This is a genomic window from Ktedonobacteraceae bacterium (assembly GCA_035653615.1).
GTDB lineage: Bacteria > Chloroflexota > Ktedonobacteria > Ktedonobacterales > Ktedonobacteraceae > DASRBN01.
In genome coordinates this window covers 71,306-93,562 of record DASRBN010000004.1, presented here as the reverse complement: position 1 = coordinate 93,562, position 22,257 = coordinate 71,306, and the positions used below count along the sequence as shown (strand labels likewise).

The window sequence follows — 22,257 nt, the reverse complement described above, 5'->3', positions numbered from 1 at the left end:
CTGATTGTGAAAATGAGAAGGGGTCGCGCATGCTGGCTGATGCACACCGAAAAGCGGCGGAAGATATTGAAAGCACCATTTTGTCACTCCAGGCCCAACCTCGCGCAGCTCGTGTTATAAAGGAGGAAAAACCAATGCCACTCGACCTTCAAGGTATACCTCCCTGGTTAGACGAAGAGACGAGTGCGCTTGTTAGAGATACAGTTGAGTTACTAGCTCAGCGGCATCCAGATGTGTTAGCGATTATCCTCTATGGGGGTCAGTTGCCCGGCATGAAGAGCGGTCGTTGGACGAGCCTGATCCGAGCGATGTCGATCTGCTCGTCGTTGTAAATGGGAATCGTGATGCCGTCCGTTCGCAGATTCTGGCCCTCATTCACACTGCTGGTCTGGCAGAAGATCGTCATTTAGGAGCCCCACGTGAGGTCAAAGTGCTGTTTTCTTCGCGCACCTCCCAGGAATGGGACCCAGACTTCATCGCCAATGTGAAGCGTGATGGCAGAATTCTCTATCGGCGTGGAGGACTTCCTACTCCTTTCGCCGCCTGAGGCGTCTTCCTGTCACTCCCACTGCGAATCCCACTCCAATGCTGGGCACAACTGGATGAAAGGGATATCGACCGCTCACACGCTGACCTACTTGAAGATAACCCGACTCCCGTCAGTTCTGCTGAGATTATTTGTTCAATTCTCTAGAATTAATAGGGCAAACGCTCTTGCGCTTCGGTACCTCTTCCCTGTGTGGGGTTCTCCCCCGCTTTTTCGTGAGTCAATTCGGTAAGTTGACACGGGTATTGATATCTGGTACTCTAGAGGAGTAAACTTGCAGGATTGCATCGAGTGAAACGTTCATCGATCGCTCAGGTCTCTCTTCCTATCTCTTGCTGCCCAGCCAATTGAACGAGGTTGAGGAAGGAATGCAAAGCGCTGATAGCAGGCATCAAGCCGGACACAGTGGCACAGGGGCGTCAACACCGTCCTACCTCTATACCCTCCCATCAAGTGCAGCCCCTGGCGCTGGCCGGTTCCCGTCGCAGCCGGCCTTACCGCTGCCGCTGCTGCCGCTGCTGGGGCGCGAGCAAGAGTTGCACACGATTACTGCTCTGCTCCGCCGACCTGAAGTGCGCTTGCTCACGTTGACCGGTCCAGGTGGCGTCGGCAAAACGCGCCTGGGGATCGCAGTCGCGCACGAGTTGCTGCATGAGTTCGCAGACGGGGTGCATTTCTTCCCCCTGGCGGCGATCAGCAATCCCGACTTCGTGCTGCCGACCATTGCTCAGACGCTTGGTCTGCGTGAAACAGGGGCGCATACTGCGCTTGAGCGGCTTCAAGCCACGCTGGGAGAACAATCTGTGCTGCTGCTGCTCGACAACTTCGAGCAGGTCTTGTCGGCAGCACCGGCACTTTCCGAGCTACTGACCGCCTGTCCGCGCCTGCATCTGCTGGTAACCAGCCGTGCCGCGCTGCGTCTGCAAGGCGAACACGAGTTTGCTGTCTCTCCCCTGCCTCTTCCCAATCTGAAGCAACTGCCAATAGCGCAAACCCTTACGCAGAATGCCGCTATCACGCTCTTTGTGCAGCGAGCGCAGGCCATCAAGCCAGAGTTCCAGGTGACTGAAGCCAATGCGCGCACCATCGCAGACGTGTGTATTCGCCTGGATGGGCTGCCCCTGGCACTCGAGCTGGCTGCCGCTCGTACCCGGCTCCTCTCTCCGCAGGCGCTGCTGGCACGCCTCTCGCGCCGCCTGGAGGTGCTGACCGGCGGCGCACGTGACCTGCCTGCTCGCCAGCGGACCCTGCGCGCCACTATCGCGTGGAGCTACCACCTGCTCACACCCCAGCAGCAGCGGCTCTTTCGCTACCTCGCCATCTTTGCCGGTGGCTGCACGCTTCAGGCTGCCGAAGCTATGGCCCAGGCGGCAGGTCTGGCTGCGGATGCTGTCCTGGACGGGGTGAGCGCGCTGCTGGAGAACCACCTGCTGCGCCAGGAAGAGCAGCCCGATGAGGAGCCGCGCCTCTTCATGCTGGAAACGATCCGTGAGTATGGGCTGGAATGCCTGGAGAACAGTGGGGAACTGGAGATCGCCCGCCTCACGCATGTCGCCTACTTCCTGGCGCTCGTCGAGGAGGCAGAACCGCACCTCAAAGGAGCCCAGCAACGCACGTGGCAATCATGCCTGGAGCGTGAGCAGGAGAACCTGCGGACGGCGCTCCAATGGCTCATCGAACGCGACGAAGCGGAACTGGCCCTGCGCTATTTTGGATCTCTTGCGCATTACTGGGTCGTTCACGGGTACCTGGGCGAAGGGCGTCGCTGGCTCGAAGCGATTTCAGGGATGTTACAGACCGCGCCTCGTTGCGAGGCGCGAGCCAGGGCACTCGTTGCTGCGGCGGAACTGGTTTCGACGCTGGGCGATTACGCAAGGGCGCAAGCGCTGGCAGAGGAAAGCGCCACGCTTGCACGTGCGCTGGGCCTGAAAAGATGCCTGGCCTACGCGCTGCACCGGGAGGCGATCGCCCGGTGGTTTCAAGGCGACCTGGTAGCGGGGCGGGCGCTGATCGAGGAAGGCTTGCTGCTGGCTCGGGAAGTCGGAGATGCCTGGCTGCTGGCCTCGCTCACCAGTCTGTCGGGGACGATCCTCTATCATCAAAATACTATTGCGGAGGCGCACGCGCAATTTGAACAGGCCGTTGCCCGGTTTCGCGCGCTGGGGGACAGACATGCCCTTGCCAGGTCGCTCGATTGGCTGGCCTACTGCGCAGCCTCCCTGGGAAATCTGGATCAGGCCAAACTCCTCTGGCACGAGGTGCTCACCCTGGCTCGCGAGGGGAATGACCTGATGCGCCTGTACAGCGTGCTGCATCAACTGGGATTCATCGCCATTGTCCAGGATGAGTGGACGCTGGCGGATGCGCTTTTGCAAGAGTGCCTGACGCTATCGCAAGAGATGCAGCAAGAAGAGATGAGGAGTAATATCTTGTGCCACCAGGCATCTCTCGCTCGACTGCGAGGCAACCAGGCGCAGGCAGCAGAGCTGGCGCACGAAAGCCTGGTGCTTGCCCGCACAGCCGGCCACCGGTGGGATACGCTGGGTGCGCTGCTGCTGTTGGGTGGAATTGAAGTCGCGCAAGGCCATCTGCCGCGCGGCAGAGAACTGCTAGAGGAGGGACTATCCCTCGCACAGCAGAGCGGGGACAAAGCAACCATCGGCAAGTGCCTCCTCGTGTTTGGGAGCCTGGCTGTGGCAGAGCAGCGGCCTCAGCAGGCCGTGCGCTTGTTTGGAGCGGCTGAGGGCCTGCTTGACACACGCAGCCTCCTGATCGATTTCGATCCTACTCTGCGCCGCGCGTATGAACGCGACGCCGCATGGCTGCGCGTCCAACTGGGCGAGGCGGCCTACGCGGCCCTGCAAGCAGAGGGACGCGCCATGCCCCTGCAAGATCTGCTGGCCCGGCACGAAGAGGCGGATTCACCAGCCGCTTCGTCTCCCCAGGCTTCATCGCAACAGCCATCATCGCCCACGGCTTTCGGGCTGACCAGGCGAGAACTGGAGGTGCTGTGCCTGCTGGCCGAGGGCCTGACCAATAACCAGATCGCCGAGCGCCTCGTGATTAGCCCGCGTACTGTTGAAAACCACCTGGTCTCGCTCTATAGCAAACTCCAGGTCTCCTCACGCACGGCTGCTATTCGCTTTGCACACGAGCAACACCTGCTGTGACCAGCGAAAGACGCGTTAAATAAGTAATTCCCCCTAGACCACCTGTTCTCTTGCTGACTGCCTCTCTTCCCACCCCCTGAGAAAAACAGGAGATTCCCCTCATGTGTTTTTGGCTGGGATTGCTTATACTCGAAGCAGAAATGCTCCGTGGGGAAAGACCAACACACGCATCTGGTAGAAGAGGCGAACTGGTCCCGCGGTCACGCTCAGGTGGAAGACTTGTGCCTGGGTGTGAAGCCATCACTCAAATACTTTCTTGAGACAGGTCTGTTCGATGGAGGAGACATGAGCCACATCAGCGGGAAAGCAAGCGGCCATCCGCTGCACCCCATCACGAGCAGTTCGCTGCTGGTGGTAGATGATCAGGGCATGAACCGCATCCTGCTCGCACGCTACCTGGGCAAGCTCGGCTACCAGGTCACGCTGGTCGAGAACGGGCGACAGGCATTGGAGCGCCTGCAAAGCGAGCTATATGACCTGCTGCTGCTGGACATGGAGATGCCCGATATGGATGGCTGCCAGGTGCTGGAACAGCTCAAGGCCAGCCCCCGCCTGCGCGACCTCCCGGTGATCATGATTTCCGCCGCGGAGGAGCTGGAAGGCGTAGTACGCTGTCTTGAGCTGGGCGCGCAGGATTACCTGCCCAGGCCCTTCCACCCTGTGCTGCTGCATGTCAGGATCAGCGCCTGCCTGGAACGCAAGTGGCTGCGCGACCAGCAGATCGACTCCTGCCAGCAGGTAAGGCGCGTCACGACGGCAACGGCAGCCATCCAGTCCAATAGCTTTGAGCAGGAGAGCCTGGACGAAATGGCCAGGCGTCCCGATGAACTGGGGCAGCTCGCCCTGGCCTTTCAGGTGATGGCGCGCCAGGTCGCTGCTCGTGAGCAACAATTCCGGCAACAGGTGCAGCAACTGCGCCTCGAAATCGACCAGGCCCGCAAAGCCTGCGCGGTCGCCTCCTCTGATCGGGGGGTGAAATGAAGGGGCTACCAGGCAGCAGAAAGAAGCCCATTGGCGAGGAGAGACCTCCGATCACAGGAGCAACCGCTCTCCGGTCTCCTAAAGGCTTCAGTGGAAAGCAGTGTTTCTCTCAGATCTCCCTGGAACCTTCAGGGCAAGCTCACGCTCACGTCTTAGCGTCGCGCATTTCGTCGACGGGCCTGATAGGTCATACAGTGAGCGAGACGTAGAAGGGAAGGATCGGCTATGCAAGACAACATCGACATTCTGCCCGCACGAGAGCCAGGCAAGCCTTGGAAGACTCCGAGCCATCGCCTGCCTACCCAACTGACTCCGCTCATCGGGCGGCAGCAGGAAGTGGCAAACGTCTGTCGCCTCCTGCGCAGCCCTCAGGTGCGCTTGCTCACCCTGACAGGCACCGGCGGTGTCGGCAAAACCCGCCTGGCCCTCCAGGTGGTCGCCGCTCTCATCGAAGACTTTGCTGATGGCGTCTATTCCATCCCGCTTGCTCCCATCAGCGACCCTGACCTGATTCTCCCCACCATTGCACAGGCGCTTGGCCTGAGGGAGAGCGCGGCAGGATCATTCCACGCCCTGCTGCAAGCCGCTCTGCAGGACAAACAGATGCTGCTCTCGCTCGACAACTTCGAGCAAGTCCTCCCAGCAGCTTCCCAGTTGACGGAGCTGTTGGCGGCTTGCCCGGGCTTGAAGCTGTTGGTCACGAGCCGTGCGGTGCTACGCGTTCAGGGCGAACAGGAGTTTCCGGTCTCGCCACTGGCGCTGCCCAACCTCAAGCACCTTCCTGAACCGGAGGCGCTCGCGGACTACGCCGCCGTCGCCCTCTTCCTACAACGCGCCCAGGCTGTCATGCCCACGTTCCAGCTGACTACAGCCAACGCCAGCGCTGTTGCCGAGATCTGTGTGCATCTGGACGGCTTGCCGCTGGCCATTGAGCTAGCAGCGGCCCGCATCAAACTGCTGCCCCCGCAGGCGCTGCTGGCACGACTTGGGCGTCGGCTTGAGATCTTGACGAGCAGGGCGCAAGATGTGCCAAAGCGACAACAGACGCTGCGCAACACTATCGCATGGAGTTGCCAGTTGTTAGACCCTGCTGAGCAGCGCCTCTTCCGGCGGCTGTCTGTGTTCGTTGGAGGCTGCACCTTAGAAGCGATTGAGGCGGTATCCAGGGAGTGCGAAGCACGACTCTCTACCGGGAGCAGTGAGCGTGACGGTGGAGCAGGAGGGGTGTTGGATGGAGTCGCCTCACTCCTGGACAACAGTTTACTACGACAGGGAGAGCAAGAAGGGGAGGACGGGGAGGAAGCCCGCTTCATGCTACTGGAGACGATCCAGGAGTATGGGTTGGAGTGCCTGCAGAGCTGTGGGGAACTGGAGGCCATCCGAGCCGCGCATGCCTGGTATTACCTGGCGCTCGCTGAAGAGGCTGCCCCCCACTTGCGGGGAGATGTTTGGCCGTCTCACTTCCATGCAGTGATGCCCCACCTCGTCGAGGAAGCTGCCTCTCGATGCCATGGGGGCGAGCAGATCCGCTGGGTTAAACTGCTGCAACGCGAACAGGAAAACCTGCGAGCGGCGCTCAGCTTTCTCCTGGAGCAGGCACATGCTCAGGCAGGCACACAGGAGGGAGAGAGACAGGTCGAGTTGGCCCTGCGTTTGTGTGTCGCCCTGTCCTGGTTCTGGCATGTCAGTGGCTCCGGGCGAGAAGGACTGAGTGCGCTTTCGCAGGCGCTCGCAGAGCATGCAGGCGTTGAGGCAGCGCTGCGGGCCAGAGCGCTATATGAGGCAGCAGAACTGGGGTTCATCTATGAGCGCCACCTACCGCTTGAACGGCTGGCTGAGGAGAGTCTGGCGCTCTACCAGGAGCTAGGCGATCCCGTGGGCATTGCCCATAGCCTCTCTCGACTGGGTGGAACCGCCCGCATCAGGAGCCAGTTTGCCCTGGCCCACGCCCAGTTGCAGGAGGCAGCAACCCGCTTCCAGGCACTGGGCAACCGCTGGCGGCAAGGCCAGTGCTTGACCGAATGGGCACGCGCCGCCATCGAAGCGGGACAGTACGAACAGGCCCAGGCGCTCCTCTCAGAGAGCCTTCTGCTCTACCGGGAGTTGGGCGATACGCAGCGCCTGAACTGGGTAGGCTACCTGCTGGCGTACCTGCTCTTTGTCTCGCAGCAGGACCAGACACTCGCTCAACAGTTGGCCGAGCAGAGCATGGCACACTTTCGGGAACGGGGTGACATCCCCTTCAGCGTCTATCCGCTCGGTCTGCTGGGACTCATCCGCCTGGAGCAGGGCGAGCTGGAGGCGGCACGTCCTCTGCTCGAAGAGAGCCTGGCGATCGGCAAGCAGACGGGGGTGGAGACGGATGCCGTACATCTGGCGCTCGGCCTGGCGCGGCTTTTGAACTTGCAGGGCGAGGTGGTCTCAGCGCGTCACCTATACCAGGTGAGTCTGACCCTGCTGTTCGAGTGCAACGTCTACAAAGAGAGCGTTGCCGCAAGCCTGGAGGGTTTGGCAAGCCTGGAAGCAGGGCAGGAAGAGCCCCGGCAAGCGGTACGGCTCTGGGGAGCAGCCGAGGCGCTGCGCAAGGCCATTGGTGCGTCCATGCACCCACTCCACCGCCCCAGCTATGAGCAGGCCCTGGCTCGGACGCGCAGAGAGCTTGGGGAGCAGGCGTTTGCTGCTGCATGGGCAGAGGGACAGCGTATGACGCCCCAACAGGTCCTGGCCTCGCCAGCAATAGCAAGCCCTCCTGCCCCGCTCGCGCCGCGATCACCGGTGAGCCTGCCTCCGAACAGGTCGGTCGCTTCTCCCTCTGGCTTGACCGCACGGGAGACGGAGATCCTGCGCCTGCTCGCCCGGGGCTGGACTGACGCGCAGATCGCCGAGCACCTGGTGATCAGTCCGCGTACTGTCAACCACCATACCACCTCTGTGTATAGCAAACTTGGCGTCTCCTCTCGAACCGCCGCCACCTACTATGCGAACATGCACCACTTGCTCTAAGCGTGCTGCTTCCCAAATGGCCGCTCGTCATTCGTACAAGAAGGCAGAGCGGTCATTCCTCGTCTAAGGCTCCTCTTCATCCCTCTGGATAATTCTACTCATCCCTCTCTAAAGACGACCTCGTGTAAGCGATTCTCTCCCCGTGCGAATGGGTAGTGAAAATGTGTAATTCTACAGATGTGCTAAGGCCCTCCTCCAGGTAGACTCTACCTATCGGAAAATAAATGACGAGCGAAAACTCGTACCGGAAAAGGTACTGGGGCAAATGACGAAGAAGAGGCGGTTTGTAGTAGCTTCGCTCATTGAGGACCGCCCTGGTGGACAGGAATCTGTCCACCGGGCGAAAAAGGAGGCACAAGATGTATTATCGTGTGGCGATCCAGCTGGATACAACGGCTCCCTGGCAGTGGAAATCCACGGTGCTCAGCTCGTTGCAGTATCTGTTTCACTTCCTGCGGCTCTTTCGCGGACTGCCGCTCGATCAGCTACGCGTCTTCTCCTGCTCGACCCGAGAAGGCTTACAGGAGCAGCTGGAGCAGGAGAACCAGGGAGGCGGTTCCCCTTCGGTCACGGCCGCCCACTTTCTTCAAGCAAGACTCATCGAGTTCCCACACGAAAGCGGGGCAATGCCACAACGTGAGGCAAGAGCATGGCAGCAGATGGCAGCCATCGCGGTTGCTGCGCATCCAGATGTGAGCGAGAGCCGCAGGTACGTCAATGACCTGGTTGCAAGAAGCATGAGTTCCCTGGAAAGGAGGCGACTCGAGCTCGAACTTGGTCCAGGCGGCGATCATGATGTTCCTTACCGCCTGGTTCTGCCTGCTTCGATGCTGCAAGCTCTGGCATGGATGCGATTGCTTGCCAGGTTCCAGCGAGGGGATTTGCAAGCATAGTCAGCGGCTGCACCCAGAGCCAATAAGCTTGCTCACAGGTCATGTTGTATAGGTGGTCGATCATGCAGCGAATGACTTGCTGTGGGTCCTTGAAGAGGTAGGGGCCATGGGCAGTGGTGACAAAGGAGCCGCTCTTGTGTGGAAGATCTTTTGCTTCTCTCGTCTCTGGCCGAGGTCAGGTCGGCCAGGCGGGGCAGATTGGAATATCAAGGAGGATAAGGAGCACATGATGGAAGAGATGCTGCAGTTACAAGGAAAGATCCAGTCTCTCGACCCTCTGGGAGCGGATGCCATTTTTGCTCAACTCCCAACCTGGAATACGATGAGGAATGTTCAAGGCCTGATAGACGTCACGCACTCTGTCCTTCCCAGCCTGGAAACGGTTGCGCATTTTGATCAGGAGGAAGCGCATGCCGCGATGAGGGATCTCGGGATGCTTATGTCAGCGATCAAAAGACATGGATGCGAACCCTGTCAGGCGATTCCAGCACTGAAGCCTGTCATGATGCTCCTGGGCGAAAAGCTCAAGACGGTTCCAAGAGACACGATTGTTGATTATAGTCTCTGGAATCCAGATGAACCAAGACGACGAAGATATACGTCAACAGCTGATGAAACAGCGCTCATCGAAAGCGTTCAACTGGCGCTCTCTCACCTCTATCTTGCTATTGATACGATGGAGAAGGTATTGATGGTGGAGCCCCTCTCGCCTGAGTTTGTAACCTATTGCAACGAGCTGAACAGCCAGTTAGAGTTTATGGTGCTGGCAATCGTACGTACGATCAAACAGGTCTCGCCCCAGACCTTCGCCCACCAGCTTCGTGTCTTCTGGGAGCCTATAGAAATAGGAGGAGTCAAGTACGACGGAGCCGGAGCGGCGCAGTTGCCGATTTGCATCATCGATCATTTTTTCTGGGCCTCTGACAGAGGAGATAGCTCCTACACAAGCTACTATGCCCACACGCTCCAGTACGTGGCTTGCGAACTACGCCAGTTGTATGAAGCCAATGCTACTCGTCCTTCGTTCACAACCCAGCTAGGGGCGGCACTCGCACAATGTGTTTCCTTCACCCCTTTACAAAAAGAAGCACTGCTTGCCGTTTCCCGCATCCTTGCTACCCTCATCAAATTCCGTCAACCGCATAAAAAGCTGGCCTACGTCACCTACGAAGAAAGATATAAAATTGATCCCACTGTTATGGGGAGCAGCGGACATAGACCAGAGATCCTCCCACATATCGCAGATCTCACAAGAAATGCTAGAGCCTACTTGATGGAGCAATATAAAGCCTGTGAGGAACAACGAAACCAAAAAACACGAGAAGAAAGCAAAGCAGCTTGAGATGGGGATCGAAGAGCAGGGTTGACGAGTTCTGATGCTTGCGTTCACCCTTCTGAGTAATGCTACCCATTCCTCTGTGCAGAGGCACTCGTGTGAACCGTTTTGACCACTGTGCAAAGGGGTAGGGAGAATGTGTAGTTCTACAGATGTGCCAGGCCCTTCCACAGGGTAGACTTTAAGCAGTGAGACGGCAGTTCTCAGAAAGCAAAGAGGAATCAGTCCTGGTCAGGCCAGGAGGGAAGGGAAAAGACATGGAACCATCGGTGAACGCGAACAACAGGGAAGGGGACAGCCTGGTTGGAATGGGCATGCGTAGTCTGGAGAACAGACGACTCGAGCTAGAAAGCGGAGCAGGTGGCGATCACGATGTTGCCTACCGCTTCGTCCTGCCTCCTTCGATACCGCAAGTCCTCGTTTGGATGAGGCGGCTGGCCAGCAGAGCGCGTGGGGAATTGCCCTCCTAGGTCGCTTCGGTTGGCAACACCACCAGTCATGCGATCTGAGGTAGCATGGTGGCAAACGCAGTAACGTGTAGAATTGGAACTACGGAGGTTTGTTGAATGCTTGTGCATTTGATGCTCGAACTTTACGGTTGCGATCGGGAACTCCTGAGCAACGAACCACTGGTGAGACGTGTGCTGGATGAATACCCTTCTCGTGTGGATATGGAGAAGGTGAGTCCTGTACACCTGTATCAAATTGAGACATCCAACCCGCTGGATGCCGGACTTTCGGGTTTTGTAGTGATTGCGCAGAGCCATATCAGCGTCCATGCGTGGCCAGAGTACGGTGAAGTCGATATCGACATCTGCTCGTGCAAGGAGTTCAGCCAGGAAGACGCTATCGCTTTTGCCAAAGAAATGTTTCAGACCGACGATGTAGAGTCGCATTTTGTTGTTCGTGGAACGCGCTCTCTGCGACCGGAAACGCCCGATCCAGAACGCTATGAAGCTGCCATGGCGAGCCGCATGGCGAAAGTTGCTACATCTCACCTGGGCCGGGCTTGCTCTAACATCATTATTGAGTAGGAAAATTCATCGTTAAAATGGGACTGCATCTGACACTCCCCTGGATCATGTTGTTTAACAAAATAATCAGGTATTGACGCGGAGATCGATTGATCGGCCCCTACGTCCATTACCAAAGTATTTCGTTAAAGTGCATAATCCAGGGGGGTTCTTCCTTCAACGAGAGGACTTGCCCTATGAAGATCACTCCTCACAGCAAAGAACGGCGCTCTCATCCCCCGCACAAATCACGAGGGCTTTCCCGCGCTGGATACTGTAAGAAATAGCTGCCAGAGCAGAAAGATATGGAAAGCTTATGGAAATTCTTGGAATAGAACTGGGTGTGATGGTTGCACTCCTGTTGGGATCAGCCGATATTCTCGTCACACTCTTGGCACGGCGTTGGAGAACCTTCAAGACCACGTTTGTTTCTCAGTCGATCGGTCTGCTCGCGCTGCTCGCCTTTGGTGTAATCGCTTTCTGGTGCTGGCATCTTCCTTTCACGTTGACAGCCTTTGCCATCAGCGCCCTTATCGGTACTTTTAGCGGTCTGTGTGCCGCTGTGGGCTATTTCGCATTTTATCGCGCCTTGGAGATAGACCCTATAGCCATCGTCAGTCCCATCACGGCCACCAGTTCTACTTTCACCCTCCTGCTCTCCGTCCTCATCTTGCAAGAACAATTGACACCAGGACGTATGGGATTCGTGAGTATCGTTCTACTTGGTATCATCCTGGCTTCTACCAGCCTGGCAGAACGGCGCACATTTCTGAGGAAGCCCAGGCATTCATTGTGGAGTCAAGGCATACGCTGGGCAATAGTGGCGACGCTGGCCTTTGGGGCGATGGATTTTGGGATCGGAGCTTCCTCATCCATTACGGGCTGGTTTCTGCCGGTGCTGTGGACGCGTTGCTTCAGTATCCTCTTTCTAGCCTGTATCTCCTACTGGAAACGCCATCAGAGGTTGTCTCATATTCATATGACAGCAGTCTCTACCTCAAATGGGAAAACTTTGAGTATGTCGCTCCCAAGCCTGGAAGAGATTGCCCATGTAAAGTACCCTTTATCAAAGCCTGGTTTAGGCATTCTCCTTGCTCTGCTGGCAGGCCTCCTCGAGAATGCAGCCGTACTCATGTTTAGCCTTGATACACGGATCGCTACAACGGGAATCGCTTCAGCCATTGCTTCCGGTTATGCTCTTGTCGCCATGGTGTTTAGCATGATGGTGTATCGTGAACGGCTCGCTAAGAATCAACTCTTCGGTATCACCTTATTCATGATTGGCCTGGTCTTGCTTGCTCTGTAGGTGTAAATTTTGCGAACGGATGTACCAGGTAGCCAGTACAGGCATTAAGCAGGTGAAATCTTTACAGTGCCCAGACTCTAGCTACCTTCTTGTCACGGTTACTTTGACCTCCCCTTTCGGGCGCAAGGTCAGGTGACGGACGGGATCGGCTACAATGTGCTGGCCGGGAAGCAGGTGAAATGTCACCCGCTGGGCAATTGTCGCAAGTAGCAGTGGACCCATCATGAGCGCAAAATGCTTGCCAATGCAGGTTCGCGAACCTGCCCCAAAGGGCAAAAACGCATTGGGCGGAAGCAGTTTCTCGCGTTCGGGGGTGAAACGTTCGGGGTCGAATTTCTCCGCCTCTGGAAAGTAATCCGGGCGCCGGTGCAAGGTGTAGGGGACGATAAAGGCCAATCGACCTTTAGGAACAAGATAGCCGTCAATCTCCACATCCTGTAACGCCTGTCTGAAAAAGGCAAAAGCAGGCGGGAAGATACGCAAGCTCTCCTTAAAAACTTGCAGGCAAGAGGGCAGATGCACCATGTCGGCATACGTGGGAGTACGGCCCTGCAGGACACCATCAACTTCCTGCTGGAGCTTTGTGTAGATCTGCGGGTGCTGGCAGAGCAGGTACCAGCTCCAGCTCAGGGCGGTGACCATAGCTTCGTACCCTGCTGCAAACAGGCTCTGGCATTCGGTCATCAACTGCTCATTACTCATCGGCTGGCCCCTCTTATCACGCGCTTGCATCAGTAGTGAGAGCAGGTCGGTGCGCTCTCCGGGTTTCGCTCTCCGCTCGTCGATAAAACGCTGAGTGTCTCTGCGTATGCGCGCGACAGCTTTATAGGTGCGCCGGTGGAGCGGGACGGGCCAATTATAAGGGATGGGGAGAAAACGCGAAATGGCTCGTGCGGCATACTCGAGCATCATAGTGATCGCCGCACCCAGTTCGTCCGTTTCGCTCAATGCATCAGCATCGAAGAGGACTTTCCCGAGAAGACTCATGGACAGGCCAGCCATCTGCCGCTGGATATCGATGATCGCGCCCTCGGCCCAGGCCTGCTGGAATTGCTCCCCGTAAAACCCCGCGCTTTCAGCGTAGCTGGCGATTGTATGGGGCTGCAAGGACGGATCCATTAGCTCGCGCTGCCGGCGATGGAAATCCCCTTCGCTACTGAAAATGCTATCACCGATAAGGGGACGAAAAACATGGTGAATCAGATCACCTTTATCAAAGTCACCGGCGTGCTCAACTAAAATGCTCTGGATATCCTCCGGGCGGTTGAACAGAATAGCAGGAACTCGTCCAAAACGCATGCCCACCACATCGCCTTGATCTGCCATGCGCTGTAGCAAGCTCAGGCGATCTCTGACAAATTCCAGCAAGTTCCCGGCGACCGGGTCCCCTTTGATAAAAGGGACAGGTTTGTACTTTTTTGTTGGAGATACAATAGTATTTGTCATCCTGACTGGCTCCTGGCGCTCAGCGCGTTCACTTGATAAAAAATAGACGTTCTCATTTGCAGACGCTTGCTAATGGGACTACCTCACCACAGGTGGTCAGAGCGTTTTCTCTCTCGCATTTGTTATCTGCCGGTACTGCTGGCCGCCAATAGACGCCGGTTTCTCTCCATCCAGAGATAGAACAGGGGACTGGCTAGCAGAAGGAAAAGCATCCCCGCGACAAAGACCCAGGTGAGCGGATTCGCCTGGTGAAAGTCGGCCCATGAGAAGACGATAGCAAGTACCACCAGCACTAGCGCGATCATCTGGCTTTGGAAGGCAATACGCACGGCGCTCCAGCGAGCATCGAGCGCGATACAGATTGCGCCGGCTCCCGCGAGCGCAAACATCGTTCCCATCACTCGTGCTGTAAGGAGCGTGAGCTTCCACGGCCAGACCCCGATCATGAAATCGGGTAGCACGAAGAACAGGAGGCCGATGAGAACTGTCACCACGCCCAGGACGCCGATGATCGAGCGTATCCAGGCTGGAACCAGCACATCCCCGGCTTCAGGTGTGCCAGGGTCCGTTTTCCTGTTGCGCCACCATGCTGCCGGGACAAGAAAGGGCGTGGTGAAGTAGAGGACCACCCAGGTCCAGAAGGCAAAACTACCATGATTGAAGCGGTCCCAGTGTAGGATGGTTGTAATCCCCATCAACGTGGCAAAGGTGGTAACGGGGAGAAAGCCTACCGCAACCCAATGCCAGCGAGGTGAGAGAACGGCTCGAAGAAAGAAATAGGCGCCTGCAAGGTACGCTTCTCCCAGCATCATGGATGTCATGCGGGGCTGGATATTCCACGCAAACAACTGTCCTGTATGCTCAGGCAACAGGTAGAGCACTCCAAATGCGGCCAGTAAAAAGGGGATAATGATGGCCGAGAGCCATCGCGTTTCCGGGAAGATACGATCGGTGCGCGCTTCAGCTCTTTGATCGCTTTGCATGTTTCCAATACTTTCCATGATGCCCACTCCTTTTGTGACTATGCCGGTGCTTTTAACAAGTAAGCCTTTTACGCGCTCCGGTTGTACCTCATATCGTTTTCATCTATAAACGAAACCGAAAGCCACATGAAAGCTTCTTTAGCTGGCACCTTCATTGTAGCAGGAATGGGTTTGCCTGGCATCGGGGTAAACACGGAGATCATAAATGTGACACACGTAGATTCGTAAACGGGTTGGCATCGAAAGAAGAGGCATGGATAATACATAGGGCTCACCGGAAGAGGCGGCTGCTTGCTGACTCATCTGATTGGTGCTGATAAAACTCCTCCAGCACATTCTCGGGAGATGCGGTATACTTTTTCTGAAAGGACGGAAGAAAGAGGCAGTTTGTGTGAAGGTACGTGATGTCATCAAACGTCTAGAAACGGATGGATGGTATCTTGCGCGGGTACGTGGAGATCATCGCCATTATAAGCATCCAACAAAGAAGGGAATAGTAACGGTCTCTGGTCATCCTGGAAAGGACATGCCTGTTGGAACCATGCTCAGTGTCTTTAAATAAGCTCAGATAGGGAAAGAGGATTGAGATGGCGCGAATCTTGGTCATTATCGAAAAAGGCGAAAACTCGTATGGCGCGTATTCTCCTGATGTGCCAGGGTGCGTTGCTGTAGCAGACACGAGAGAAGAAGTCGAGCAACTGATGAAAGAAGCCCTACAAGAACATCTTCAGATGATGTGTGAAGAACATCTGCCACTCCCCCAGTCTCGGACCGAGGCGGAATATATGGACATTCCGTTTTCAGCATAAGCAGGACTCTTCCGCGCAATCAGCCCTTCTTCTTTTTGTCGTGCCTGGCCTCCTCGCCCTCGTCGTCAGAAAAGGTATGATGCCTTTCTAAACAGTAGTACTGCTTGTGGCCTTTCTTATCCGTTTTAGGGATCATCTCGGTTTCAATATCTACCAGCAGAATGGCATCTCCCTCATCCTCAGGACACGTTTTGCGCTTGATGTCTTTGTAACCCATATGCTCCTCTCTCCTTTCCGCCTGTCCCTCGTCGTGCAGGACAATAACATGCCGCGCACAATAAGGGACAGGCAACAACTACTTGTGAAGCATGGCTCTCTCATTTCCCGCTTCCGTTGAGGGAATATAGTGATGCACGCGGTTTTTTCAATTTTGCGCCCTTGAGTAGGTATGAAGTACCGGGCGGAAGAAGATTCTTCGCTGCGCTCAGAATGACATGCCCGACCTGAGCAACTCGCTAGTACTTTTTTGCCGGTACAAGACAAAAACCTGAAAGATTGAAAATTATCTTCTACTATCTTTTCTGGTCACCGGAACCGGTCTGTACATCGCGATGTGTATTGAAATCTAGGGAGGGCAACCACCAGGATTTTAAATTGGAGGGCGACCACCAGGGTACGCCCTTACGAAAGATGGCTGCGGGGTAATCGAGACGATTGCTCAGCCTTAAAGAGAGGGGAATATGATGTTCAGAAGATTGTTGCGCTGGATTTTACCACTGATGGTACTGATGCTGATCGCAGCATACCTTGTATTTACACCAGTGCTGGCGAGCCATGCCGCATCGCCCACAAGTAATGCTCAGAATTCTATTCAGGTGATACAACAGCACAGTTTTGATGAGGTAACGCGAGAGATCAATCCCTACAGGCGTTTTCGTCCCTGATGATGTTTGACAAAAGACTCCAGCAATGGACACGGGGCCGATCAATCGATGGTGGGCGCGATCAATCGGCCCCTACGGCTTTAAGGAATGAGGGTTTCTAACCAGCTCCTGACTTCTTTAACAGTGCGATGCCCCATGGCTTCGAGGACTTTCAGACTGGCTTCTCCCCTTTTCCGCGCTTCAAAGATATTACCGGAGGCGGCGGCGGCGATGGCTAAGCCATATTGCGCCTGTGCCGCGAGTTCCTGGTCTCCTTCAGGAATGGTTGTGAGCATCTCATGAAACCTGGCCTCAGCTTTTTCTCTCTTTTGCCAATGGAGGTAGAGCATGCCTGACTCATAAAGGGCGTTTGCTATCAGTAAAGGATTGCCAATTTGATGTGCCAGTTCCAGGCTTTCTTGTAGATATGCCTCTGCCTGTACGTAGTTTCCTTGCTTCCAGGTGATGGAGCCAAGATTACTAAGGAGGGCACTGATACGCTCTCGATGCTCAATCTCGCGTGCCAGGGCCAGTCCTTCTCGAAAGTACTCTTCTGCCTGCGAGTAGTTCTGTTGCTCTCCTGCCAGATCTCCCAAGTTGATGAGCAGGAGGCTGATCCACTCGCGATGTCCAATCTCGCGAGCAAGGGAGAGGCCTTCCTGATAACAGATTTCTTCGCGATGGTGATCTCCCTGTTCGCCCGCTGTTGCGCCCAGGTTGATAAGTATGCTGCAAATACGTTCGCGGTCTCCAATATCCTTTGCGAGCAGCAGGGCTTCTTGCAGGTACTTTTCCGACTGCGTGTAATTTCCTTCGCTGGCTGTTACAGAACCCAGTATTTCGAGCAGGTCGCTAATACGCTCACTATTTCCGACCTCTCGTGCCAGGACCAATCCTTCCTGTAAATAGGCCTCTGCCTGTGCATAGTCTCCCTGTTTCCAGGTTACCCATCCAAGGTCATTAAGTAAGGCGCTGGTCCGTTCATGGTCTCCAATCTGGCGTGCCAGGGTCAATCCTTGCCGGAGATAGGTTGTTGCCAGCGGGTAACTGCCTCGTTTCATCATGATCTGCCCAAGATAGAGCAACGCGCTGGTAATGCCATAATTATCGTCCAATTTGCTGGCCGCCTCGTATGCATACCCCGCGTATTGTTCTGCTAGCGTGTATTGCCCTCGTAGTAGGAGAAAAGGAGTGAAGTTGATGACCGCGCTTACCAGCATTGCCTTCCATCCCATTTCATATGCTTTATCCAGCGCTACGAGGATGATCCCGCTCTCAAGTTCAAGCAATTCATAGTCCGTTTTGTGCTTTTCTACATAGTGGGTGATGTATGCCATTAAGCGTTCAAATGCCGCGTTTTCTCGCAAGTGGGCTCGCGCGTAGTCGGCAATGATCTGGTGCAGCGTGTAACGCCCTGATCCGCTGCTCTCCAGAAGCCCTCTATCCATCAAGACATCCAGCACCTCTACAGAACTGTTGGTGACGGCTAGAGCGGCTTCTTCGGAGAAGCTACCCGACCTGGCAGGAAAGACCGACAAAGCGTAGAGCGCTTCGCGCTCCTGTTTACTTAACAGCTGGTCCGAGATAGCGATGACTGATTGCAAAGATAAAGGGACGCTCGCGGGCAGGCTGCTATGGCTTTCTACCGGGCTGCGCGGTTCGCTCAGTTGCAATCGCTCCTCGGCTATACTTAACCTTCTCAGCGCCGCATGGACACGCCGTGCCTGTCCGCTATACGCCTGTTTGCGCAGGTAATTTCCCATGATGGTGAGCGCGAGAGGGAGACCGCCGACTGCGTGTATGAGATCGTGAATCTTCTTCTCTTCACGCTTGACTACTTCGGGGGCCAGCAATCTCAAAAGCTGCAGGCTATGTTCTTCATCCAATTCCTGAATTGCAGTAGCCCCGTCCACTGCAATGTAAGCGGCGATGCCAGGAAATCGGGTAGTAACCAGGTAGGCACAGTTAGTACCTCCCACTTTGCATGCCAGCGCGTCTTCAACCTGCCACACGTCGTCAAGTACCAGCAGCATACGACGAGAGCCGATGGCATTGTGGAGCGCCCTGGCCCATGCCTCATTGCCGTTTAATGTCGCCATCTCGGCCAATGATATGCCCAGCAGGGTTCCCCAGTGGCTCAAAGTCCCCGGCAAATTTGGATGTGGTCCCAGCCCTGCCCACAAGATGCCATCAGAAAAATGGGCCTGTATTTCTGGGTCATGTGCCAGCGCTATCGCCAATGTTGTTTTTCCTACACCGGGTAAGCCATTGAGCGCCGTAAGCGTAACACTGTTACCCTCGCGCAGGCGCCGCTTGATCTGAACGAGTTCATGATCACGCCCTACCAGGCCTGTGGGAGGTGGAGGAGGGATAGCGGGATCGTATAAAGCTTCATCGGATACGAGGAGAGATGTTGCGGCAACTCCATCGAGACCTGGCCCAAGATCAAGTTCCTCTTCGCTCTTGCCATATAGCTCACTGAGCTTGCGGCGAAAATAGGGACCTGGCTTCGTGATTCCGCGCTCCCAACGGCTGATATTGACGTGCGTTGTGCCAATGCGATTGGCTACATCTTGTTGCGACCAACCGTGAAGGGTCCGCGCTTCCGCGAGTCGCAGGCGAGGCTGAGGGAAATCCTTTGATGCACTCATCATCATCCCCTTCGTTGGTCAGAAAAAAATGATAAATCTGTTAAGAGAAATGATAACATAAGTTCTTCCTTATGTACACGTTTCTTGACATAATTTCTTTTAGAAAGTGTATTGCCTCTATCCTGCTTGATTTGCTGCCGCGAAACAGCAGCGGGACGCACAAGGAAGGAGAAACAATGTGCAACCAGTAGCTCTTTCTAAAGAAAGAAATACTGCCTCTTCTATAAAACAGAACGATGGCCGGTTCCGGTATTTTTCTATGCAAGGTGCTCTACCGCCGGGACATGTGCTGGTTTTAAATACCCTCTCCGGCACGCTCTCCTACCTTGGTCGCCGGGATGGCGAGCGGGCGCGTTTGATAGCGCAGCAACAATTCACCTTTAGCGAGATGAGCCTGCTGCTTCCACTGCTGGAAGCATATCCTCACTATTGTCCCCACGAAGTCATTTACGCTCGCTTCTATAACAGTAACGTTACCGAAGAGATAATCACGCAATATCGAGAGCGTTTACAAAACGCGCTGGAGAGCGGCACCTGGGAGCGGGAAATGCGACCGATGCGCAATGTACTCTCCCGCGTTCGGCTCAAGGTGCGACCCTTTGGCATGAGTATTACATCCATTTTAGAGACGGGCTATATGCTCATGACCGCCTCAACGAGGAAAAACGCGAGAACTGCATAGCCTTCGTAGAATCGAGCCGCTCCCCTCAGCACCCCAGAGGGAGCGGCTCGATTCCATATGCTTCCCTCTACAAAACAACTGTTTTGTATTATCAGAATAATGGATCATTTTTCATTATTTGATGCGAAGAACCTCCTTAAACTCTTGCCTTTTCGCAAAAACTAGTGTAATGTTTATCATATACATGTTTTCATTTAAAAACATGTGTAGTGGCACCAGTATTCTTATCGAGGGCGAGGACAGGCCATCGCCCCTACGGAAGTAAATCCGAAGAGAAGGTATAAAAATAAACGTAACGGATGCAAATTGTAGCGTATAGGCGGTTATTGGGTGGCAAACAAATAAGTAGGAAGGAGGTGTAATGAAAACATATTGGAACAGGGGCGAGGTAGAGAGGTGAAGCTCAGGAAATTATAGCTTGATTTTCGGAACCTGCCCAACAGGACACATGCACGTGCGAGACAAGGAGTAGCGTTATGCAAAAAGTATCCCTTCGTAAAATAAACCCCCCTGTCTACCAGGTGCAAACAGGCGATGAAGAGATTCTGCACTTCTCCTTAGAAGGGCTGCTGCCCGCAGAATGGACGTTGGCTTTGAATGTTTCCCTGGGTACGCTCTCATTGATTGCCGATGATCCTGGTAAACCTCATCCCTACATGTTAGCACAGCAACAGTTCACCAGCAGTGAATTGAGTGTGCTTATGCCACTATTGAAGTCGTATCCGCATTACTGCCCTTATGAAGTCATGCTGGCGAGTTTTAATCACGGGCATATCTCTGATTCAACGGTTGAGCGCAGTCGCCAAAAGTTGTACGAGGCGCAACTTGCGGGTGTATGGGATCAAGAGATGCGGCCCGTCCGCAATGTCCTTTCCCGTACTCGCTTGAAGATGCGTAGCTTTGGCATTGAGATCTCTTCCATTCTTGAAACCGGCTATGTGCTGATGGTCTTGTCAGAGCGCAAGCAGAGAGAAGCGTGATGCTTACGCAATTTATGGACCATGAGGGAAACTTGTAGCCACAACCGCTGCTGCGGGTGATCCAGGCTGATTGCGGAGAGGTCCTGGATGCGCTTTAAGCGCTGAATGATTGTGTTGCGGTGCAGGTGAAGCCGCTCGGAAGTATCTTTGATGTTGCATCCAGTTTCGAGGAAGATTTCGAGGGTATCCAGAAGTTCAGACCTTTTGCGCTGCTGGTCATAGGAGGTAATGGCGGCGATCTTTTCCAGGTAGATATCATCCAATGTGTTGGAGCAAGCGAACTCATAGATATACCGGTAGACACCCAGTTCGTTAAAATGAGTAATATTGGATCCAGGTGTAAGGCATGGTCCTATACGCAGGGCCGCCTCAGCTTCCGCAAAGCCTTTCTTGTAATCGTACACATCTGCATAGGGATTGCCAATACCGGCAAACATCTGGATGCGCTGCTCGACTTGTACCTGCTGGATAAGAGCTGGTAGCCAGGTGAGTACATCTCCAGAACTATTGAGAGGTAGAAGACAGTACAGCAGGTTCTCGCGTTCATCCACAAGCGAACCGGGAGAGTGTTCTTGCACCTGATGCTTTATTAGCCGGGCGGCATAGTTGTTTACAATATGTTCTGCTTCCGCGGGCGACTCCTCTTCATCTGGTGGAGCAAGCTCCCCCACCCTACATCCACCACCGCCCCCACACTTACTACTCTGCTTCCCTGTTTGTCGCTTTGAAACAGGAACCTGTGATGCCTTATGATTGTGGTTGTGGAATCCTGTCACGGCGGACCAGGAGAGGTATCCCATTGCTATCATCAGCATGACATGAGGCTGCGCAAGATCACAACCAAGGGCAATTGCTCGCCCACGCAACGATTCTTCTTTGCCAGCTTCAGGGGAGAGCAGATCATCAAAAAAAGCTTTCAGAAGGTTACGAGATGTTGGTGTACGCGCGAGCTGGCGATTCTGAATGGCGAGGGAAGCCTGGCTTATGATGGATCGTAGTAAAACCAGCTCCTCTCTGCCATAATCGCGATTTTTACTGGCATAGCAAAGCAGCAATCCCAGGTTCTGGTCACCGATACTAAGCGGGATAGCACGTAGCATCTCATACTGTACCTGTTTAAGCGGGTTCAATTGCTCCTGCTCCTGAACAGTAAGGGCTGGTAATTGACCTTCTGTGTTGAACACTCGCAGCTTTTGCCAGGGAACGTGACCGGACTCAAAAGGGGTAAAATGTAGCTCGTAGTTGCTCAAATCAGGTGAGGTTGCCTGTGTGGAAAGGATGCTATTGGCTTCATCGACGAGCATAACGAGACAAAGGTCTATGCCCAGCACTTCCTGTACAAGCGCGGCGAGGGAGTGAAGCAGGGCGGCGAGGGAATGATGCGGCGAAAGGGCCTGAGTTAAACGCTCGATGACAGCATATGGGTTTTTGACGATAACGGCCTGAGCTACGCTTCCATTCGAGGGGGGATAAAGCTGAGAACCAGGATCTTCCCTCATAGTCATGACAGAAGAATCCTGAGATAACTGTTCGAGCGTGATCGCCCGCGTTTTTGAACTCATACGCCAGCTCTCTCACAGGTGAATAACCATGA

Annotated in this window: 20 protein-coding genes; 15 read left to right on the top strand and 5 right to left on the bottom strand. The window is 54.9% G+C overall.

Annotated features, from left to right (window positions below; translation table 11 throughout):
• Positions 1 to 134 precede the first annotated feature (134 nt).
• The 10 genes from VFA09_02745 (at position 135) to VFA09_02700 (ending at position 12,249) form a co-directional block, all read left to right on the top strand.
• Positions 135 to 332, top strand: a complete 198-nt coding sequence (locus tag VFA09_02745) for a hypothetical protein (GenBank protein ID HZU66173.1) — start codon at positions 135 to 137, stop codon at positions 330 to 332.
• Positions 287 to 547, top strand: coding sequence for a hypothetical protein (locus tag VFA09_02740; protein ID HZU66172.1), 261 nt, complete (start codon positions 287 to 289; stop codon positions 545 to 547). The genes VFA09_02745 and VFA09_02740 overlap by 46 nt, the downstream gene beginning before the upstream one ends.
• A gap of 368 nt (positions 548 to 915) precedes the next feature.
• A complete protein-coding gene (locus tag VFA09_02735) occupies positions 916 to 3,717 on the top strand; it encodes a LuxR C-terminal-related transcriptional regulator (GenBank protein HZU66171.1) in 2,802 nt (933 codons plus the stop codon).
• A 147-nt stretch (positions 3,718 to 3,864) separates the two neighbouring features.
• On the top strand, positions 3,865 to 4,698 hold the full coding sequence (locus VFA09_02730) for a response regulator (GenBank protein ID HZU66170.1): 834 nt from the start codon (positions 3,865 to 3,867) through the stop codon (positions 4,696 to 4,698).
• 225 nt (positions 4,699 to 4,923) lie between these two features.
• Entirely contained in the window at positions 4,924 to 7,701 is a 2,778-nt protein-coding gene (locus tag VFA09_02725; protein HZU66169.1) for a LuxR C-terminal-related transcriptional regulator, read from the top strand.
• Positions 7,702 to 8,060: 359 nt separating this feature from the next.
• A complete protein-coding gene (locus tag VFA09_02720; protein ID HZU66168.1) occupies positions 8,061 to 8,594 on the top strand; it encodes a hypothetical protein in 534 nt (177 codons plus the stop codon).
• A gap of 226 nt (positions 8,595 to 8,820) precedes the next feature.
• Positions 8,821 to 9,936, top strand: coding sequence for a monodechloroaminopyrrolnitrin synthase PrnB family protein (locus VFA09_02715; GenBank protein ID HZU66167.1), 1,116 nt, complete (start codon positions 8,821 to 8,823; stop codon positions 9,934 to 9,936).
• A gap of 251 nt (positions 9,937 to 10,187) precedes the next feature.
• Positions 10,188 to 10,400: a hypothetical protein gene (locus tag VFA09_02710; GenBank protein HZU66166.1), complete on the top strand. Its 213-nt coding sequence runs from the start codon at positions 10,188 to 10,190 to the stop codon at positions 10,398 to 10,400.
• A gap of 96 nt (positions 10,401 to 10,496) precedes the next feature.
• Complete coding sequence (locus VFA09_02705; GenBank protein ID HZU66165.1) at positions 10,497 to 10,964, top strand: S-adenosylmethionine decarboxylase; 468 nt, start codon at positions 10,497 to 10,499, stop codon at positions 10,962 to 10,964.
• Positions 10,965 to 11,259: 295 nt separating this feature from the next.
• Entirely contained in the window at positions 11,260 to 12,249 is a 990-nt protein-coding gene (locus VFA09_02700) for an EamA family transporter (GenBank protein ID HZU66164.1), read from the top strand.
• Positions 12,250 to 12,330: 81 nt separating this feature from the next.
• Here the strand turns inward: VFA09_02700 and VFA09_02695 are convergent, their stop codons facing one another.
• Together VFA09_02695 and VFA09_02690 are read right to left on the bottom strand one after the other, a co-directional pair.
• On the bottom strand, positions 12,331 to 13,695 hold the full coding sequence (locus VFA09_02695) for a cytochrome P450 (GenBank protein ID HZU66163.1): 1,365 nt from the start codon (positions 13,693 to 13,695) through the stop codon (positions 12,331 to 12,333).
• A 122-nt stretch (positions 13,696 to 13,817) separates the two neighbouring features.
• Complete coding sequence (locus tag VFA09_02690; GenBank protein ID HZU66162.1) at positions 13,818 to 14,696, bottom strand: hypothetical protein; 879 nt, start codon at positions 14,694 to 14,696, stop codon at positions 13,818 to 13,820.
• Between the two features lie 373 nt (positions 14,697 to 15,069).
• On the opposite strand from VFA09_02690, the gene VFA09_02685 reads away from it, so the two are divergent.
• Both VFA09_02685 and VFA09_02680 read left to right on the top strand, forming a co-directional pair.
• Positions 15,070 to 15,240 carry a type II toxin-antitoxin system HicA family toxin gene (locus VFA09_02685; protein HZU66161.1) on the top strand — a complete coding sequence of 57 codons (171 nt, stop codon included), beginning with the start codon at positions 15,070 to 15,072 and terminating at the stop codon, positions 15,238 to 15,240.
• Positions 15,241 to 15,265: 25 nt separating this feature from the next.
• A complete protein-coding gene (locus VFA09_02680) occupies positions 15,266 to 15,487 on the top strand; it encodes a type II toxin-antitoxin system HicB family antitoxin (GenBank protein ID HZU66160.1) in 222 nt (73 codons plus the stop codon).
• Between the two features lie 19 nt (positions 15,488 to 15,506).
• Here the strand turns inward: VFA09_02680 and VFA09_02675 are convergent, their stop codons facing one another.
• Positions 15,507 to 15,704, bottom strand: a complete 198-nt coding sequence (locus tag VFA09_02675) for a hypothetical protein (GenBank protein ID HZU66159.1) — start codon at positions 15,702 to 15,704, stop codon at positions 15,507 to 15,509.
• 463 nt (positions 15,705 to 16,167) lie between these two features.
• Between VFA09_02675 and VFA09_02670 the strand changes: the two genes are divergently transcribed.
• Positions 16,168 to 16,371, top strand: a complete 204-nt coding sequence (locus VFA09_02670; GenBank protein HZU66158.1) for a hypothetical protein — start codon at positions 16,168 to 16,170, stop codon at positions 16,369 to 16,371.
• Between the two features lie 80 nt (positions 16,372 to 16,451).
• On the opposite strand, the gene VFA09_02665 is transcribed toward VFA09_02670, so the two are convergent.
• Positions 16,452 to 19,001: a tetratricopeptide repeat protein gene (locus tag VFA09_02665; protein HZU66157.1), complete on the bottom strand. Its 2,550-nt coding sequence runs from the start codon at positions 18,999 to 19,001 to the stop codon at positions 16,452 to 16,454.
• A 178-nt stretch (positions 19,002 to 19,179) separates the two neighbouring features.
• Here VFA09_02665 and VFA09_02660 point away from each other — a divergent pair, with 178 nt between their 5' ends.
• Together VFA09_02660 and VFA09_02655 are read left to right on the top strand one after the other, a co-directional pair.
• On the top strand, positions 19,180 to 19,683 hold the full coding sequence (locus VFA09_02660) for a hypothetical protein (protein HZU66156.1): 504 nt from the start codon (positions 19,180 to 19,182) through the stop codon (positions 19,681 to 19,683).
• Between the two features lie 476 nt (positions 19,684 to 20,159).
• Positions 20,160 to 20,663: a hypothetical protein gene (locus VFA09_02655; protein HZU66155.1), complete on the top strand. Its 504-nt coding sequence runs from the start codon at positions 20,160 to 20,162 to the stop codon at positions 20,661 to 20,663.
• Here VFA09_02655 and VFA09_02650 read toward each other — a convergent pair.
• Entirely contained in the window at positions 20,618 to 22,225 is a 1,608-nt protein-coding gene (locus VFA09_02650; protein HZU66154.1) for a helix-turn-helix domain-containing protein, read from the bottom strand. The genes VFA09_02655 and VFA09_02650 overlap by 46 nt on opposite strands.
• Between the last annotated feature and the right edge of the window lie 32 nt (positions 22,226 to 22,257).